Here is a 16,523-nt window from a genome sequence, read left to right as displayed (position 1 = left end):
CTCTCCCCTATACGGCAGACCCTACGCTGAGCATCACTCCCTTCAGGACTTCCCCCGTGGTTCAGCGCACCCTGGTCATCCTTGGCCATTCCTCCAGCACCAGCTTCTGTTCGGCCCTCGCCGAGACCTACCTGCAGTCGGCCCGAAACGCCGGCCATGAGGTGCGCATCCTGCGCCTTGGCGAGCTGGTTTTCGACCCGATCCTGCACCATGCCTATCACCAGGCCCAACCCCTGGAGCCCGACTTGCTCGGCGCCCAATCCGACATTCTGTGGGCGACACATCTGACGTTCGTGTTCCCCATCTGGTGGGGCGGTGTTCCGGCCTTGTTGAAGGGGTTCATCGAGCGGATTTTCCTTGCCGGCTTCGCCTTCAAATACCGCAAGGGCAAAGCGTTCCCCGACAAGCTGCTGCAAGGCCGAACCGCTCACCTGCTGGTGGCCCTGGATACGCCGCCGTGGTATTACCGCTGGTTCTACCGCATGCCCGGATTGCACCAGATGCGCAAGACCACCCTTGAGTTTTGCGGCATCAAGCCGACCAAGACCTTATTGTTCGGGCCTGTGCTGGGCTCTACCGCAGCGCAGCGCGACAAGTGGCTGAAAAAGGCCGGCACACTCTTTTAGGAAAGGATCTGCATGTACATCGGTAAAGCCGCGCAGCTGTCAGGTACGACAATCAAGGCCATTCGTCACTATGAGGACATCGGCTTGCTGCCACCGCCACAACGCGAGGGGCGGTATCGGGTTTACTCGGCGCAGAGCGTGGAGCTGCTGACGTTTATCAAGTGCGCGCAACAGCTGGGTTTCAAGCTCAAGGAGTTGCAGGAGATTCTGCACGGGCACCGTGGCGATGAGCTGCCATGGCAGCGCGCCAACCAGGCGATAGCGCAAAAGAAGCGCGAGTTGATGACGCAGATCGAAGCCCTGCAACAGGTGCATGCAGGGCTGGTGGCGTTTGAGGGCAGCCTGGAGCAGGCCCAGGGTCAGTGCCAGTTTGCACGGCTGGTGGAAACTGGCACTGCGCGCAACAGCTAGTTCAGCAGATCGCCCCATTTGTTTTGCAGGGCGCGCTCTTCGGCGATGATCTCCCGCGTCAGGTTGTCGACCCACTGCTGGGCAAACCCATTGGCCTCACGCAGCAGCAACATGATGTCGTCGACTTCGAAATCGCCAGGTTTGGCGCCGCCCTTGTGCTCATCCAACAGCTTCCTGACCATCTCGTTGAGCTGCTGCTTGGTGGCCATTTTGGCCATGGCCATTGCCATCAGCATCTGGTCGTCTTCCGGCCTGACCTTGCTGTGGGGACTGCGTTCCTGATAGTTCTCGCACACCATCAGGAACCCGGTCAGGAAGCCCTCGAGCAGGCCATCCTGCTGGCGGATCGATTCGGGAATCTTGTGAAAAGAGAAGCCGTACATAAAGGCCATCACGTAGAAAATCTGCTCTTCAATCTCTTCATCCGGGCAGCCGATCAGCTTTTTCGCCTTGGGAATCACCGCCCCCAGGTAGTTGATCGGCAACTGCCAGATCACAGCTGAATCAGGATCGTCACGCTGTTCCTGTTTCAGGTCGGCAAGGATGGCCTGCATCTTTTCAATCGCCCGCTGCCCCGGTTGCACCACCGGTTCGTCGTCCATCAGCAGGTCATCGAGTTCGGCGTGATAGGCCGGTGCCAGTTGCGCCGCCGGGGTGATGTCTTGCAACGCCGCGACCCGCTCGGCTTCACCGGCCAGCAGTTTGTCGAGGAGCTTGTTGCGGTTGTCGAGCACAAAACGTACGAAGGTCTCTTCCTTGAGGGCCAGGCGCACAACACCGGGCAGGAAGGCGTAGATAAACCCGCCGAGCTTTTCGACATTGCTGTCATCGCGCAGGGCCGCCAGGGACGCTTCGCCGGTCTTGTCCTTGATGAACGGCAGGATCTTCGATTTGTTCTGCTCGATGGCCACGGCAACGTAGCCCAAGAGCTTGTCCTTGCCGCTGACTTTTTTCTGCGGGTCGTCAGAGGATGTCTCTTCGATCACCGCCAAGGCGAGGATTTCTTCGGCAACCGGCTCTACCAGCGCGGGCTCGGCTTCGGGCTTGGGCGCGAGCACCGCGACGGCAGGCTGCGCCACTGCCACCAGCGGCTGAGCGGCCAACCCACGGCGGGCATCGCCCAGTGCCTCGTTGATCACCGAGAAGAACTCACCCAGCTCTTTCTCACCCACCTGGGTAAAGGTTCCGACCTTGCGCGAGTTGACGAACAGGTCGCGTTTTTCCACCGCCAACGAATCCAGATGGCGCCAGAAAAACAAGCGTGGCGTGTCAAAGACCATCTTCACCGCCAGCTTGCTCTCGCCCATCAACACGCCTTCCTTGGCGCCGCCGAACAGGGTGTCGTCAATCAGCACCAGCACTTCGTCTGCGCTCATGTTGGCGCCGTAGGACTCCAATGCCGCCGACAGTTTTTTCTGCGGGATATGCGGGCGCACATACACACGCTCCAGCCCCAACCGTTCGGCCAGGCTGAGGGTCATTTGCACAATGGAATCCACCTGCTCCGCCGACAGCTCCTGGTTACCGGCCGAGGCTTTTACCGCCGCAGGCTTGGTCTGCGGGGCCGACTGCTCGCCGCCCCGGGTCCGCAGCCATTCCTGCACCAGGGAAAAGCAATCGTGCAGATCGTCTTTGTCCGGCATGTTGAAGGCAATCGCCTGACGCTTGTTGAGGAAGAGTTTGCTGCCCTTGAGTTCCAGGGCGTCTACCTCGTCGTAGGCATAGGCCACGGCATCACTGAAGCTCTCGCGGATGGCCAGGTATTGCTGGCCGATCAGGCAGCCGTCCTTGCCGCTGGCGAACATGGTGTCGTCAATCAGCACCACCACTTCGCTGGGGTCCACGGTCAGGCCATAGGCAGAAAGGGCGTTGCTCAAGAGTTTCTTCGGGATATTGGGTGCAACATGGACCCGCCCCGAACTCGAATACTTTTGGGCCTGCAAGAACTCCAACAACGACATATCCCTATCTCCCTTTCTGATTTTTTTCAGCGTCATCACGCCTGGCCCCCGGAGGTTGCGCGGCAGAATAGCACTAGGCCACTATCCCGATCACCCTTCAAGACAGCTCCAGCTTGAGCTTCAACTCCTGGACCCGTGCCCGCTCCGCCCGCAAGGCGCGCTTGAGTTCACGGTTTTCCATCTCGCGGATCTTGGCCCAGCGTGCTGCCGTGCGGCAGCCAGCCACGAAGGTCCAGATTTCCCGCAGGCGCAGGTACTGCATCAACAGCACCAGCAAAATCACGCCAATGAGCACCAGTGCGCTTGTCGAAACAAGCTCCGACATCCCCATGTCCTGCTTCCTTTTAGTGAGTTCGAGTGATCTCGAAGACAGCCGCAAGATATGTCGTGTTTTATTACAGGTCCATACTGTAGACAGATACAGGTAAAGTAATCGCACACATGGGAGGGGTCATGAAACGCAAACAATCCGTCGAGCAGGTCCGCTGGGACCTGGCACTTCGCTATCGTTTAATCGAGACCGTCGCGTGGTGGGAAGGCCGCCTGACCACAGGGCACTTGATCCAGAGCTTCGGCATCAGTCGCCAGCAGGCTTCGAAAGACATCAACACCTACATCACCGAACATGCGCCCCGAAACTTGACATATGACAAGCAGCTCAAGGGCTACATCCCGAGCAAACACTTCAAGCCGCGCTTTATCGACGACAGCGCCAGCGCCTATTTGCACCTGCTGTACCAAAACAACGAACGCGCGCCGCACATCGAAGGGCTGGCGCTGGCCTATGCCCATACCAAAGTGCTGGAAGTGCCGGACCGCAGCATCCGCCCACAAATCCTGCGCCCGCTGCTCAAGGCTTGTCGCGAAGGGTTACGCCTGGAAACCGAGTACGTGTCCCTGGCCAACCCGGAGCCCGAGGTGCGCCTGATCGCGCCACACACCCTGGTGTACACCGGCATGCGTTGGCATGTGCGGGCCTACTGCGAGAAGAACGGCAAGTACCGCGACTTTGTGCTCAGCCGCCTGCGCGGGGAACCGGAGTTACTGGGCAAGTCCGATAACCCGATCGGCGAAGACCACGTGTGGCAGACCGCCGTGGACTTGGTGATCACCCCGGACCAGCGCCTGGCGGCGATGCAGCGGGCAATCATCGAGGCGGATTTCGGCATGCTCGATGGGCAGTTGGTGATCCCCAGCCGCCAGGCACTGGTGAAATATGTCCTACAGCGCTACCAGATTGATCCAAAGAACCTGGACCCCAAACCCGAGGCCCAGCAGATTGTGGTGAAAAACCTGCAAGAGCTGAAGCCTTGGCTGTATGACTGAAAACGGCTTTTGCCAGTCAGCAACATCGCCGTTTGATGTGGGCTCAAGCGGCGATTCCACCCAGTAAATTCTTCCTGCACGTAAGCCCATTCTGATTTAACAGACCACACCTCCAACCGCCCTTTTCCTGCGGCATTCTCCGACGCCTTTCTTTTGCAGAGACGTCATGGATGCCAGCCCCTGCCCCTGATTCATCGCCTATCGACCTGATCGAATACGAGCTGAATGGCTTTCACCAGAGCCTGGCGGTGTATCGCCAGCAGGTCACCAACTGGTACGCGCAGGCCCTGGACAAGGCCAGCCATGCCGCGGACTTGCCGGCGTTACTGGGCATGGAGCGGGTGCTGCGGGTCGGGGATTCCCAAATGTCGGTGAGCATGACCGACAGCGATTTTGCTTCCAGTGTTGCCGTGTGCCCGGCAGGCGGTGAGCTGAAGATCGAGAGCAAGTTCGAGTCGGTGTATGACGTGCCGCTGGGCAATCTCCAGGTGCAGGTGATTGGCCTGGATGACGGCAGTTCCACGTTTATCCAACTGGATGAACAGGGTCAGGCCTCCCATCACTGCGTGGCCGGCGGGCGCTATCAGGTGCGTGTGCAGGGCGGGGTGTCGGCGGCGCAGGTGGAGGCGCTGTTTGCGTCCTACGACGGTTTGACCGCTGAGCTGCAAGCCTGGCTGCGCAAGGAGTGGAGTGGGTTCAAACCGCACTGGCAGGCCTCCAGCGCGAGCGCCATTGGCAGTGGGATATTGGCCGGGACCTGGTCAGCCATTTCCGGAGTGTGGGACAGCGTGTCGCTGGTGCAGGACATCCTCAAGGACCCGGCCAAGCACATCGAACGCCTCGGCACCCAGGCCGCCGAGTTGGCGGCCCTGGCGCGTGAGGCGCCCCAGGTGATGGAACAGGCGATGTTGCTGGCCAGCGACGAGGCGGCGCTGTACCTGATGCTGCGCACGGCGATGATCTGGCTGTCGGCGTTGCCGCCCAGCCAGGTGGCGGGGAAAACCGCCGAGGTGATTGCCGGATTTGCCGTGTCGCTGCTCATTGATTTGCTGATTGCGCTGGTGCTGACCATTGCCCTGCAAGGTGCCGGGATCGCGTATCTGGGGCTGCGCCTGGCGAAGTATGGAGCGCAGGTGGTTGAGCTTGCGGTGGGCTTCGTCAAAGGCGTGTTCGACATCCTCAAGCGTTTTACGGCGGCGGTGGATCGCTACAAGGCGGTGGCCGTGCGCGGCGTCGTCGGCGGCTTACAAAAAGGTGGCCTGCAGATGCACTGGGGGGCACGGCGCAATACCACACTCAAGCAACTTGAGGCGGTGGACGACGCGCCCTCCTCCGCGAAAAACCCCAACGGCGCGGCCAGCGCCAGCGCCGATAAAACCGCGACCCATGGCTGCCCGGTGTCCATGGTCACTGGCGAAGAACTGCTGACCCTGACCGATGGCGAGTTGCAGGGCGTGCTGCCGTTTGCCTGGACGCGGCTGTATCGCACCAGTGCCGTGGAGGTGGATAGCGGCTTGGGTTTTGGCTGGAGCCATTCCCTGGCGCAGCGCCTGGAAGTGGCCGGCGAGTCGGTGGTGTGGACTGACCACGAGAACCGCAGCACCACCTTTCCCCTGCCCACCGTAGAGCGACCAGCCATCAGCAATAGCCTGGCTGAAGCGGCGATTTATCTGGGGGCGGCGTCGGATGAGTTGGTGCTGGCTCAAGGGGCACGGTCCTACCACTTCCAGGGCGGTGTGCTGACGGCGATCAGCGATGGGTATGACAACCGCCTGCGCATTTCCCGCGATGGGTTGGGGCGGATTCTGCGCCTGGATAACGATGCCGGGCGGGCGCTGCTGTTGCGCTACGAGCGCGGGCACATCGTGGCGGTGGACTACCAGGTGTTTCGCGTGGAAAGCGAAGCGGATGACGCCTGGGTGACTGAGCAGAACGTCGTTTCCTACCGCTACGACGAACAGTGGCGACTGGTTGAGGCGACCAACGCTGTAGGCGAAAGCGAGCGTTATCAGTACGACAGCCTTGCGGTGATCACTGAGCGGCAGTTGGCCGGTGGGGCGAGTTTCTTCTGGGCGTGGGAACGGTCTGGCAAGGCGGCGCGCTGTGTGCGGCATTGGGCCAGTTTTGCGCAGATGGATACGCGCTATGTCTGGGATGACGACGGCCGCGTCACCCTGCTCAACGCCGATGGCAGCCAGGAAGTGTATGTGCATGACCCGCGCGCACGGCTGGTGCAGCGGGTTGACCCGGACGGCGGCGAGCACTTCAAGTCCTACGACGCCCAGGGCCGGCTGACGGTTGAGCAGGATCCCCTCGGCGCGATTACGGCCTATCAGTACGACGAGGCTGGGCGCTTGGTGGCGCTGTTTCCGGGGGATGACGAGCCTACCGCCTACGAGTATGAGCATGGCTTCGTACGGGTCATGCGCCGGGGTGCGGCGGTCTGGAAGTACCAGCGTAATGATCAGGGCGATATCACCCGCCAGACTCATCCGGACGGCAATGTTACCGAGTACAGCTATGACAAGCGCGGGCAGCTTTTAGCGGTTTGGCATCCGGACCACAGCTGTCAGCGCCTGACCTGGAATGACCTTGGGCAGTTGGTTGGGGAACAACTGCCCAATGGCGGCGTGCGGCGTTATCGCTACGACGCTTTGGGCCGGCAGGTTGCCCGTGAAGATGAACACGGCGCGCTGACCCACTATCACTGGGACGCGGTAGGCCGCCTGCTCAAGGTGGTATTGCCGGGCGGCGCCACCCGCGAATTGAGCTACAACCCCTACGGAAAAGTCACCGCCGAGCGCGATGAACTGGGGCGTGTGACCCGGTATGAATATGCCGACGGACTGCACCTGATCAGTCGTCGGATCAACCCCGACGGTTCTCAACTCAAATACCGCTACGACAACACCCGCCTGCTACTGACCGAAATCGAAAACGAGTCAGGCGAGCGCTATCAACTGGCGTACCACCCCAACGGCCTGATCCAGCAGGAAACCGGTTTCGACGGCAAACGCACCGCCTACGTCTACGACCTCAACGGCCACCTGCAGGAAAAAACCGAGTTCGGCGACGATGACCGTCAGCTGATTACCGCCTACCAGCGCGATAACGCCGGGCGCCTCATCCGAAAAACCCTGCCCGATGGCAGCACGGTGGATTACACCTACGACCGCCTCGGCAATCTCCTAAGCGTCGACGACGGCCACTGGCCGCTGCACTACGAATACGACAGCCAGAATCGCCTGACCGCCGAACATCAAGGCTGGGGCACCTTGCGTTACGGCTACGACAACTGCGGCCAACTCGACCACCTGCGCCTGCCCGACAACAACCACCTGACCTTCAACCACGACAAGGGCGGGCACCTCGCCACCGTTGAGCTCAATGGCCGCACACTCACCTCGCACCTGTTCAAGGCCGGCCGCGAACAGCAGCGCCAGCAGGGCCAACTGCTGAGCCACTACCACTACGACGACCAGCGCCGCCTGGCCCAACACGAACACCGCCACGGCCTTCGCCGCTACACCTACGACCCAGGCGGCAACCTCACCCGCCTGCTCGACACCCGCAAGGGCCAGCACGACTACCACTACGACCCCCTCGACCGCCTGACCCGCGCCGACCACTCGCAAGACGTGCAAGAACGCTTCGCCCACGACCCGGCGGGCAACCTGCTGATGCAAGACCGCCCAGGCCCCGGCATCGTCGTCGGCAACCGCCTCTTGCTACAAGGCGACCGGCATTACGACTACGACGCCTTCGGAAACCTCATACGCGAACGCCGCGGCCGCGCGCAGCAACTGGTTACCGAATACCGCTACGACTGCCAGCACCGCCTGATCGGCCTCACCCAACCAGACGGCAGCCAGGCCAGCTATCGCTACGACCCGTTTGGCCGGCGCATCAGCAAAACCGTGGCGGGCAAGACCACCGAGTTTTTCTGGCAAGGCGACAAGGTCATCGCCGAACACACCCATGGCCAGCACCGCAGCTACCTCTACGAGCCTGACAGCTTCAGGCCGTTGGCCTTGCTCGACGGTTTCGGGCCGGCCAATACACAGGTCTTCCACTACCAACTTGACCACCTGGGCACGCCGCAGGAACTGACCAACGCGGACGGCAAAATCGTCTGGTCTGCCCATTACCAGGCCTACGGGAAAATCACCCGGCTGGATGTAGGCGAGGTCGCTAATCCACTGCGTTTTCAGGGGCAGTATTACGACCGGGAAAGCGGGCTGCATTACAACCGGCATCGCTACTACAATCCGGATAACGGACGCTACCTGACCCCCGACCCGGTGAAGTTGGCGGGTGGGGTGAACGGGTATTTGTATGCGCCTAATCCTACGGGGTGGGTGGATCCGTTGGGGTTGGCATGTAAACCTACAGATTGCCCTCAGCTAAACGCCAAAAAAGAGTGGCAGTTAAACTCCAACGTTGATCTTGACTGGCGTAAACAAAGCGGTAGTGCCTATGAACAAATGCATAAAGGCTTAAATGAGGCATTCCACCGCACAGGTATCCCCAAGCACGATTACAGCGTGACCAAGTGGGGAAAGGATAAATACGGAAAGTCCTTTCCAACCGAGTGGCGTGTACAGAAAGGACCAAACAGGGGAACGGAAGTCAACATTGACGACCCAGTACTCGTTTCTAGTAAACAGGGTCCTCAATCACCTCATATTGGTTACCAAACTGCCGGAAAAAGGACAGATGGTGGTGCAGTAAGAGGGCATATACTCCTAAAATCACTTCCAGTTAGCCGCTCAAGAATCGGAGCACCGTGATGAATTACCTAGAAGAAGAACTAGACGAAGTTCTAAAAACACTGAAGATCACCTCAAAAAAACTCAACCCGGAAGAACTTGAAACATTAATACTTAACTTAACAAAAAAATACTTTAAAACTGAAAAAAATGTACTAGACCCACTCGACTTCAATGAGAGCCACACCGAACACAACCCCGACTTTTGGAAGCAAATACCAGAACGCATAAAAAAAACCGACCTTATTCTTTTGGTTTTTGATACTGACTATAGAGGATGGAAACTCAAAAATGCACAAGACCTAGCACTAGTCGTAGGGGAAACAACTGGCTATCCGTTCTGGCTCACCGATCAGGACCTATCGTTTTTGGTTCACTTGGATGACCATGATTGCGTGCTATGGGCTTAAAAGCAAAGCACCCAACCGGACGGATTTATTTGATAGCGGGTCAGCGCAACAATAGATCCGCCATTGACGCGCCCATCCCCACTGAGTCTAGTGCTTATATGAAAAGTGCGATGAGCGGTGAACACTTACGGCCATTGTACGCGCACTGCACTAAATAGACCCGCCGTTCACACACAGCGCATACGGACTTCTAATATGAAACCACCACCAAAACTTTCAACCATCAAAAGCCTGCTATTTACATACAGCTTTGACAATTACGACGACCCCGACAGGGAACGTCTTATTGTTTCAAAAAACATTAATGACGACAAAGAACTTTCAGAGTTATTCGACAAACTGACGAAACCTGAGTTTCTTAATTACAAAAAAGAAGAAAGAGAATGGTACATCAATACACTAGAGCACTTCTTGAAAACCGATGAGAACTTTGATTCGGTTTTTTATCTTTTCGATACTTACTTTGACGATGAAATTACTGATCAGAGACAGTTTATGAAAGTCTTACTCGAATGCCTCAATCGCTATCACGCCGAGGCAATGCAGAATGAGTCATAAAATTAAAGCATCTGAACAACGCTCCTCAAATTTACTATTTCAACAACAGAAAGCTATGAGGTTCAGCCCCCAGCACAGCTTCACTTAGTAAACCAACCCATGACCAGCGAGTCATAAAAAACGCCACCCTCGATAACCGGGACGACTCTATTTAATCGTAGCTCGATACAGCAGCAAGTTTGCCATTGCCCCCCCGCAAGCCATTACTCTATGCGTAAATGCCGGAAAATACTTACGGCCGCTGCTCTCGCGCAGCGTTAAAAAGATCCGCACCTTTATATTGTATAAAGGCAAAAAGATACACTTTTCACAATAAGGCTCATTGACAATATCAACACCCATCCAGGCTCATTAAACAGCATCAATGACGTTGTAAGCTTTTCAAAAACCGTAGAAATAGATAAATCAAAAAGGCCAAGAGAATGAAAACCCAGACGATAGAAAATCTGATCAGCGAGGACGTAGCAAAAGGAAAAGCAAAGAAAATACATGACTCAACCTCCAACTTGTACTTTCAAAGCTCTTGACAAAAAAAACAAACATCAAAACCAATGCAGATCAACGCTCTTTAACAACATAATAAATGGCGAAAAATAGAGATGGATATTTAATAAAACAACAATTATCGCGACAGACCCACCGCTAAATAGATCCGTCCCCTTAAGTCCCAACACGACCATTTACGGCATTCCCAAAGTGAGCAATCTATGCTGAAAGCCCCCTTCACGGACACCCCCTACATCCCAAACATCTCCCACATACTGGGAGCGCTATCAATATACGACCTTGAAAACACCGTCGGAGAAGAACTTCGAAAATACGATCCAAATAACGCACAAGAAAGAGAGAAGATAATTAGGGATTTTATAATAAAAGATCTTCTATATCTGTCTTATAGGCACCGTTACTATTTAATTTTAGAACTCGAAAAGGCTTTGAAAACACCCAAGTACAATTTTGCCAAAGAATTTGAAAGCGATTACGACGAACACATAACTATGGCTTGGGACGAGACCGAAATAGATGATCCGCGACTTTTTTTTGCAGATATTCTGCGCCTAGCCAATGAAGAGTGGAAAGACGACCTGTACAAGGCCAGCCTGGAAGATCAGTCCACCTGGTGACTACTGCCTCAACGGCGACGGCCAGCCTGCCCCACCACCGTGCCCCAATTTGCCCCTCCCCCCCCTATCTGCTAGTGTCGCGCCCGTTTACCGTCAACCGGAATAGCCGCCATGGCCCGTAAAAAAGTTGCACTCGATTTCGAACAATCCCTCGCCGATCTGCAAACCCTGGTCGAGCGTCTGGAGAACGGCGAGTTGTCGCTGGAAGACTCGTTGACGGCGTTTGAGCAAGGTATCGGCCTGACCCGCGATTGCCAGAGCGCCCTGGCGCAGGCCGAGCAGAAGGTTCGGGTGTTGCTGGAACGGGATGGGGAGTTGGCCGAAGAACCTTTCGACGCGGAACAAGCGCAATGATCGACGTTTATCAGGCCAGCAGTCAGGCCCGGGTCAATGCTGCGCTGGAACCGTTGTTTGTCGCGCCAAGCCCGGAGCTGGCGCGGCTGTATGACGCCATGCGCTACAGCGTGATGAACGGCGGCAAGCGCGTGCGGCCCTTGCTCGCCTATGCGGCCTGTGAGGCGCTGGGTGTGGACGCCGCGCAAGCCAATGGTGCGGCGTGTGCGGTGGAGTTGATTCATGCCTACTCGCTGGTACACGACGATTTGCCGGCGATGGACGATGACGATCTGCGTCGCGGCCAGCCCACCACCCATAAAGCGTTTGACGAAGCCTGTGCGATCCTCGCCGGTGACGGTCTGCAAAGCCTGGCGTTCAGCGCCTTGCTTGATCCGCGCCTGAGCGGCGTCGATGCCCAGATCCGCCTGCGTATGGTCACCGCGTTGGCCGCTGCTGCAGGCCCGGCCGGTATGGTCGGGGGTCAGGCGATTGACCTGGGTTCAGTGGGCCTCAAGCTGGACCAGCAAGCCCTGGAATATATGCACCGGCACAAGACCGGTGCGCTGATCGAGGCTGCCGTGCACCTCGGTGCCTTGGCCAGTGGCCGCGCCGAAGCTGCGCAGTTGGCCGCCTTGCAGGTTTATGCCCGGGCTGTCGGCCTGGCGTTCCAGGTGCAGGACGATATTCTCGACGTAGAAAGCGACACCGCGACCCTTGGCAAACGCCAGGGCGCCGATATTGCCCGTGACAAGCCGACCTATCCATCGCTGCTGGGGCTGGAAGCCGCCAAGGCCTATGCCCTGGAGCTGCGTGACCAGGCCCTGGCCGCCCTGCGACCATTCGACGCGGCAGCCGAGCCGCTGCGTGACTTGGCGCGGTATATCGTCGAACGCCGCCACTGATTACAGCGGCCATTAGCGCCGCATATCGGCCAAGTTCGGTGCTCTGCGTGGGCAGTTTGCGATGCTTGAGGTAAACTGCCGCCTCTTCTATACCTATAACGATTCGCCTGATGCCCACGACGTTTCAAGAGATTCCCCGCAAGCGCCCGACCACGCCGCTGCTGGACCGTGCCAACACGCCGGCCGGCTTGCGCCGCCTGGGTGAAGCCGAGCTGGAAACCCTGGCCGATGAGTTGCGCCTGGAATTGCTCTACACGGTCGGCCAGACCGGTGGGCATTTTGGTGCCGGCCTGGGCGTCATCGAGCTGACCATCGCGTTGCATTACGTATTCGACACCCCGGACGACCGGCTGGTGTGGGACGTGGGTCACCAGGCGTATCCGCATAAAATCCTCACCGGACGCCGCGAGCGCATGGCCACCTTGCGCCAGAAGGACGGCATTGCCGCCTTCCCGCGCCGCTCCGAGAGCGAGTACGACACCTTCGGCGTCGGCCATTCCAGCACCTCGATCAGCGCAGCCCTGGGCATGGCGATTGCCGCCCGTCTGCAAAACAGCGATCGCAAGGCGATTGCCGTGATCGGTGATGGCGCGCTGACAGCCGGCATGGCGTTCGAAGCGTTGAACCATGCGCCGGAAGTGGACGCCAACATGTTGGTGATCCTCAACGACAACGACATGTCGATCTCGCGCAATGTCGGTGGTTTGTCCAATTACCTGGCGAAAATTCTGTCCAGCCGCACCTACGCCAGCATGCGCGAAGGCAGTAAGAAAGTGCTGTCGCGCCTACCCGGCGCGTGGGAAATCGCCCGTCGCACCGAAGAATACGCCAAGGGCATGCTGGTCCCCGGCACCCTGTTCGAGGAGCTTGGCTGGAACTATATCGGCCCGATCGACGGCCACGACCTGCCGACCCTGATCGCCACCCTGCGCAACATGCGTGACCTCAAGGGCCCGCAGTTCCTGCATATCGTCACCAAGAAAGGCAAAGGCTTCGCCCCGGCGGAAGTCGACCCGATTGGTTACCACGCCATCACCAAGCTCGAACCCCTGGACGCGCCCGTGGCGGCGCCGAAAAAAGCCAGCGGGCCGAAGTATTCCGGCGTGTTTGGCGAATGGCTGTGCGACATGGCCGTCGCCGATCCGCGCTTGGTGGGCATTACCCCGGCGATGAAAGAAGGCTCCGACCTGGTAGCGTTCAGCGAGCGTTTCCCGCTGCGCTACTTCGACGTGGCGATTGCCGAGCAACACGCGGTGACCTTTGCTGCCGGCATGGCCTGCGAAGGCGCCAAGCCAGTGGTGGCGATCTATTCCACCTTCCTGCAACGCGGTTATGACCAATTGGTGCATGACGTGGCGGTGCAGAACCTCGACGTGCTGTTCGCCATCGACCGCGCCGGTTTGGTGGGCGAAGACGGCCCGACCCACGCGGGCAGCTACGACTTGTCCTACTTGCGCTGCATCCCCGGCATGCTGGTGATGACCCCAAGCGACGAGAACGAACTGCGCAAGATGCTCAGCACCGGGCACCTGTACAACGGCCCGGCGGCGGTACGCTACCCCCGTGGCAACGGCCCGAATGCAGTGATCGAGAAAGACCTGGAACCGATCGAGATCGGCAAGGGTATCGTGCGTCGCCAGGGCAGCAAGGCCGCGTTCCTGGTATTCGGCGTGCAACTGGCCGAAGCCCTGAAAGTGGCGGAGAAAATCGACGCCACGGTGATCGACATGCGCTTCGTCAAACCTCTGGACGAAGCCCTGGTGCGCGAAATCGCCGGTAGCCATGAGTTGCTGGTGACCGTTGAAGAAAACGCCATCATGGGCGGCGCCGGTGCTGCAGTCAGCGAGTTCCTGGCGCGGGAGAATATCCTCAAGTCGGTGCTGCACCTGGGCTTGCCGGATATATACGTGGAGCACGCCAAGCCGGCGCAGATGCTGGCTGAGTGCGGGTTGGATGAAGCAGGAATCGAGGCCGCGGTGCGCCAGCGCATGGCCTTGCTCGGCCTGTAACCCAATCCTCCGGTAAAAACCGGATCAAATTGTGGGAGCTGGCTTGCCTGCGATAGCATCACCTAGGTCTATCTGAAAGACCGAGGTGTCTGCATCGCAGGCAAGCCAGCTCCCACATTTGTTTTGTATTGCCTTGGAACCCATGGACGGCCCATGAAATACCTTCGATTTGCCCTGCCCCTCCTGTTTTTACCCTCTGCGCAACTATTCGCCGACAGCCGCGACGCCGCCCTGAAGCTCCCCGACGTGGTGATCAGCGCCAACCGCCAGGTGCAGGCGCGCAATGACAGCAGCGCCGCCAACACGGTATTCACCCGCGACGATATCGACCGCCTGCAACCCTCCAGCGTCACTGACCTGCTCAGCCGCGTGCCCGGCGTGCAAGTGGCGCGGACCGGTGGCCGGGGCAGCTTGCCGGGGATTTTCATACGCGGCACCAAGTCGGCACAAAGCCTGGTGCTGGTGGATGGCCAGCGGATCGCCAATACCACCTCCGGCGACAGCGGCTTGCAATACCTGAATGTCGATCAGATTGAACGGGTGGAAGTGCTGCGCGGGTCGCGCTCGGTGATTTACGGCAGTGACGCGATTGGCGGGGTGATCCAGATATTCACCCGCCGCAATGCCGGACAAGGCCTGCAACCGCGCCTGAAACTGGGCTTTGGCAGTAACAACACCTGGGAGCGCAGCCTGGGGCTGTCGGGCGGCGATGAACGCACGCGCTTCAACCTGGGCTCGAGCCTGGATGAAACCGCCGGTATCGATTGGAGCCACGCCTCATTCCCCAGTGACCGTGACCATGATGCCTATCGCAATAAGTCGCTGAGCCTGAACCTCAGCCATGAGTTCAGTGATGAACTGGAGGTGGGCTTCAACCTGCTGGATAGCCGGGGCAAGTCGGAATATGACAATAGCTTTGGTCGCTATGATTTCGCCACTGGGCAAAGCGTCGGCCAGAAGCCCTATACCGACTACACCGTCAGCAGCGCCAGCGCCTATATCGACGCCCAACTCAACGAGGCATGGCAGACCCGTGTGGAGCTGGGCCACAGCGAAAACCGCGATACCAAACGCGACAAGCTCAGCCCTGACTTCAGTGTGTTCAACACCTACCGCGACTCGATCAACTGGCAGAACGACCTCACGCTCGATCAGCAAAACAGCCTGATCCTGGGTGGCGATTGGTATGAAGACCGTTTTCACGGCAGCACCACGTTCAGCGAAAACAGCCGCTGGAACCGCGCAGCGTTTATCCAGCATCGCTTCAAGGGAGAGTGGTTTTCCACCGAACTGGGGCTGCGTCACGACGACAACCAGCAATTCGGCGCGCAGAACAGTTGGAGCGGTACGCTGACCTTGCCGGTCAATAGCGACAACGACGTATTACTGAGTTACAGCGAAGGCTTTCGTGCGCCGACCTTCAATGACCTGTATTACCCCGACACCCAATACAGCAACCCAAACCTGCAGCCCGAAACGTCAAAAAGCTACGAACTGCAATGGCGCAGCCAGCTCAGCGACAGCTCGCGGCTGGAAGCCTCGCTGTATCGCACCGACTTGAAAGACGCGATCATTCTCGACGGCGGCAAACCGCAAAACGTCGCCACCGCCCGCATCAACGGCTTCGAAGCCGCCCTCAAGCAAGAATTGTTCGGCTGGCAAGGCAACCTCGGCCTGTCGATCATCGACCCGCGCGACCGCACCAGCGGCCATACCCTGGCCCGCCGGGCCCGGCGCACCCTGAACCTGGACCTGGATCGGCAGTTCGATCAGTTGAGCCTGGGCGCCAGTTGGCAGGCCATCAGCAGCAGCTACGACGCCGAGGACAATAAGAACCGCCTCGCGGGCTATTACCTGGTGGGATTGCGCAGCGGCTGGGCGCTGAGTCGGGAAGTGGCGTTGTCGCTTAAGGTCGATAACCTGCTGGATCGCCGCTATACACGGGCGTGGTACAGCTATAACGATCCGAATTTCCAGAACAACCAGCCGTATCGGGAAGAAGGCCGGACGTGGATGGTTGGGGTGACGTGGACGCCGCAGCTCTGAGGTTGTCTGGGCCGACGTCATCGCAGGCAAGCCAGCTCCCACATT

At 58.6% G+C, this 16,523-nt stretch carries 12 protein-coding genes and 1 pseudogene; 11 read left to right on the top strand and 2 right to left on the bottom strand.

Features of this window, described 5'->3' with window-relative positions; genetic code table 11:
• Window positions 1–56: 56 nt before the first annotated feature.
• Window positions 57–652, top strand: a pseudogene (locus tag HKK57_RS13150) (NAD(P)H-dependent oxidoreductase).
• Window positions 639–1,037, top strand: coding sequence for a MerR family transcriptional regulator (locus HKK57_RS13145; RefSeq protein WP_104910988.1), 399 nt, complete (start codon window positions 639–641; stop codon window positions 1,035–1,037). The pseudogene HKK57_RS13150 and the gene HKK57_RS13145 overlap by 14 nt, the downstream one beginning before the upstream one ends.
• On the opposite strand, the gene HKK57_RS13140 is transcribed toward HKK57_RS13145, so the two are convergent.
• Together HKK57_RS13140 and HKK57_RS13135 are read right to left on the bottom strand one after the other, a co-directional pair.
• Complete coding sequence (locus tag HKK57_RS13140; protein ID WP_169390261.1) at window positions 1,034–2,998, bottom strand: hypothetical protein; 1,965 nt, start codon at window positions 2,996–2,998, stop codon at window positions 1,034–1,036. The genes HKK57_RS13145 and HKK57_RS13140 overlap by 4 nt on opposite strands.
• A 97-nt stretch (window positions 2,999–3,095) precedes the next feature.
• Window positions 3,096–3,329, bottom strand: coding sequence for a hypothetical protein (locus HKK57_RS13135; protein ID WP_169390260.1), 234 nt, complete (start codon window positions 3,327–3,329; stop codon window positions 3,096–3,098).
• A gap of 122 nt (window positions 3,330–3,451) precedes the next feature.
• Here HKK57_RS13135 and HKK57_RS13130 point away from each other — a divergent pair, with 122 nt between their 5' ends.
• From HKK57_RS13130 to HKK57_RS13090, 9 genes are all read left to right on the top strand, one after another.
• Entirely contained in the window at window positions 3,452–4,324 is an 873-nt protein-coding gene (locus HKK57_RS13130; protein ID WP_029292312.1) for a WYL domain-containing protein, read from the top strand.
• A 170-nt stretch (window positions 4,325–4,494) separates the two neighbouring features.
• The gene (locus HKK57_RS13125; protein ID WP_169390259.1) at window positions 4,495–9,114 is read left to right on the top strand and encodes an RHS repeat-associated core domain-containing protein; all 4,620 of its coding nucleotides are present in this window, start codon (window positions 4,495–4,497) and stop codon (window positions 9,112–9,114) included.
• Entirely contained in the window at window positions 9,114–9,503 is a 390-nt protein-coding gene (locus tag HKK57_RS13120; RefSeq protein WP_169390258.1) for a hypothetical protein, read from the top strand. The genes HKK57_RS13125 and HKK57_RS13120 overlap by 1 nt, the downstream gene beginning before the upstream one ends.
• Window positions 9,504–9,698: 195 nt before the next feature.
• Window positions 9,699–10,061, top strand: coding sequence for a hypothetical protein (locus HKK57_RS13115; RefSeq protein WP_169390257.1), 363 nt, complete (start codon window positions 9,699–9,701; stop codon window positions 10,059–10,061).
• A 707-nt stretch (window positions 10,062–10,768) separates the two neighbouring features.
• A complete protein-coding gene (locus tag HKK57_RS13110; protein ID WP_070995311.1) occupies window positions 10,769–11,185 on the top strand; it encodes a hypothetical protein in 417 nt (138 codons plus the stop codon).
• Window positions 11,186–11,296: 111 nt separating this feature from the next.
• The gene (locus tag HKK57_RS13105) at window positions 11,297–11,539 is read left to right on the top strand and encodes an exodeoxyribonuclease VII small subunit (RefSeq protein WP_169390256.1); all 243 of its coding nucleotides are present in this window, start codon (window positions 11,297–11,299) and stop codon (window positions 11,537–11,539) included.
• Window positions 11,536–12,423, top strand: a complete 888-nt coding sequence (gene ispA, locus HKK57_RS13100; RefSeq protein WP_029299449.1) for a (2E,6E)-farnesyl diphosphate synthase — start codon at window positions 11,536–11,538, stop codon at window positions 12,421–12,423. Before HKK57_RS13105 ends, ispA begins: the two co-directional genes overlap by 4 nt.
• 110 nt (window positions 12,424–12,533) lie before the next feature.
• Window positions 12,534–14,432, top strand: a complete 1,899-nt coding sequence (gene dxs, locus HKK57_RS13095) for a 1-deoxy-D-xylulose-5-phosphate synthase (protein ID WP_154908047.1) — start codon at window positions 12,534–12,536, stop codon at window positions 14,430–14,432.
• Between the two features lie 153 nt (window positions 14,433–14,585).
• Entirely contained in the window at window positions 14,586–16,478 is a 1,893-nt protein-coding gene (locus HKK57_RS13090) for a TonB-dependent receptor domain-containing protein (protein ID WP_169390255.1), read from the top strand.
• Window positions 16,479–16,523 lie beyond the last annotated feature (45 nt).

The sequence above is a fragment of the Pseudomonas sp. ADAK21 genome (assembly GCF_012935735.1).
GTDB classification, from domain to species: Bacteria; Pseudomonadota; Gammaproteobacteria; order Pseudomonadales; family Pseudomonadaceae; genus Aquipseudomonas; species Aquipseudomonas proteolytica.
Note: the sequence above shows the minus strand (reverse complement) of the source record. Positions and strands in the feature narration are given on the sequence as shown.

Coding starts and splice junctions, on each gene's coding strand:
- HKK57_RS13120 (WP_169390258.1), top strand. CDS start 9,114: ATGAATTACCTAGAAGAAGAACTAGACGAAGTTCTAAAAACACTGAAG.
- dxs (WP_154908047.1), top strand. CDS start 12,534: ATGCCCACGACGTTTCAAGAGATTCCCCGCAAGCGCCCGACCACGCCG.
- HKK57_RS13115 (WP_169390257.1), top strand. CDS start 9,699: ATGAAACCACCACCAAAACTTTCAACCATCAAAAGCCTGCTATTTACA.
- HKK57_RS13110 (WP_070995311.1), top strand. CDS start 10,769: ATGCTGAAAGCCCCCTTCACGGACACCCCCTACATCCCAAACATCTCC.
- HKK57_RS13130 (WP_029292312.1), top strand. CDS start 3,452: ATGAAACGCAAACAATCCGTCGAGCAGGTCCGCTGGGACCTGGCACTT.
- HKK57_RS13145 (WP_104910988.1), top strand. CDS start 639: ATGTACATCGGTAAAGCCGCGCAGCTGTCAGGTACGACAATCAAGGCC.
- HKK57_RS13135 (WP_169390260.1), bottom strand. CDS start 3,329: ATGGGGATGTCGGAGCTTGTTTCGACAAGCGCACTGGTGCTCATTGGC.
- HKK57_RS13090 (WP_169390255.1), top strand. CDS start 14,586: ATGAAATACCTTCGATTTGCCCTGCCCCTCCTGTTTTTACCCTCTGCG.
- HKK57_RS13125 (WP_169390259.1), top strand. CDS start 4,495: ATGCCAGCCCCTGCCCCTGATTCATCGCCTATCGACCTGATCGAATAC.
- HKK57_RS13105 (WP_169390256.1), top strand. CDS start 11,297: ATGGCCCGTAAAAAAGTTGCACTCGATTTCGAACAATCCCTCGCCGAT.
- HKK57_RS13140 (WP_169390261.1), bottom strand. CDS start 2,998: ATGTCGTTGTTGGAGTTCTTGCAGGCCCAAAAGTATTCGAGTTCGGGG.
- ispA (WP_029299449.1), top strand. CDS start 11,536: ATGATCGACGTTTATCAGGCCAGCAGTCAGGCCCGGGTCAATGCTGCG.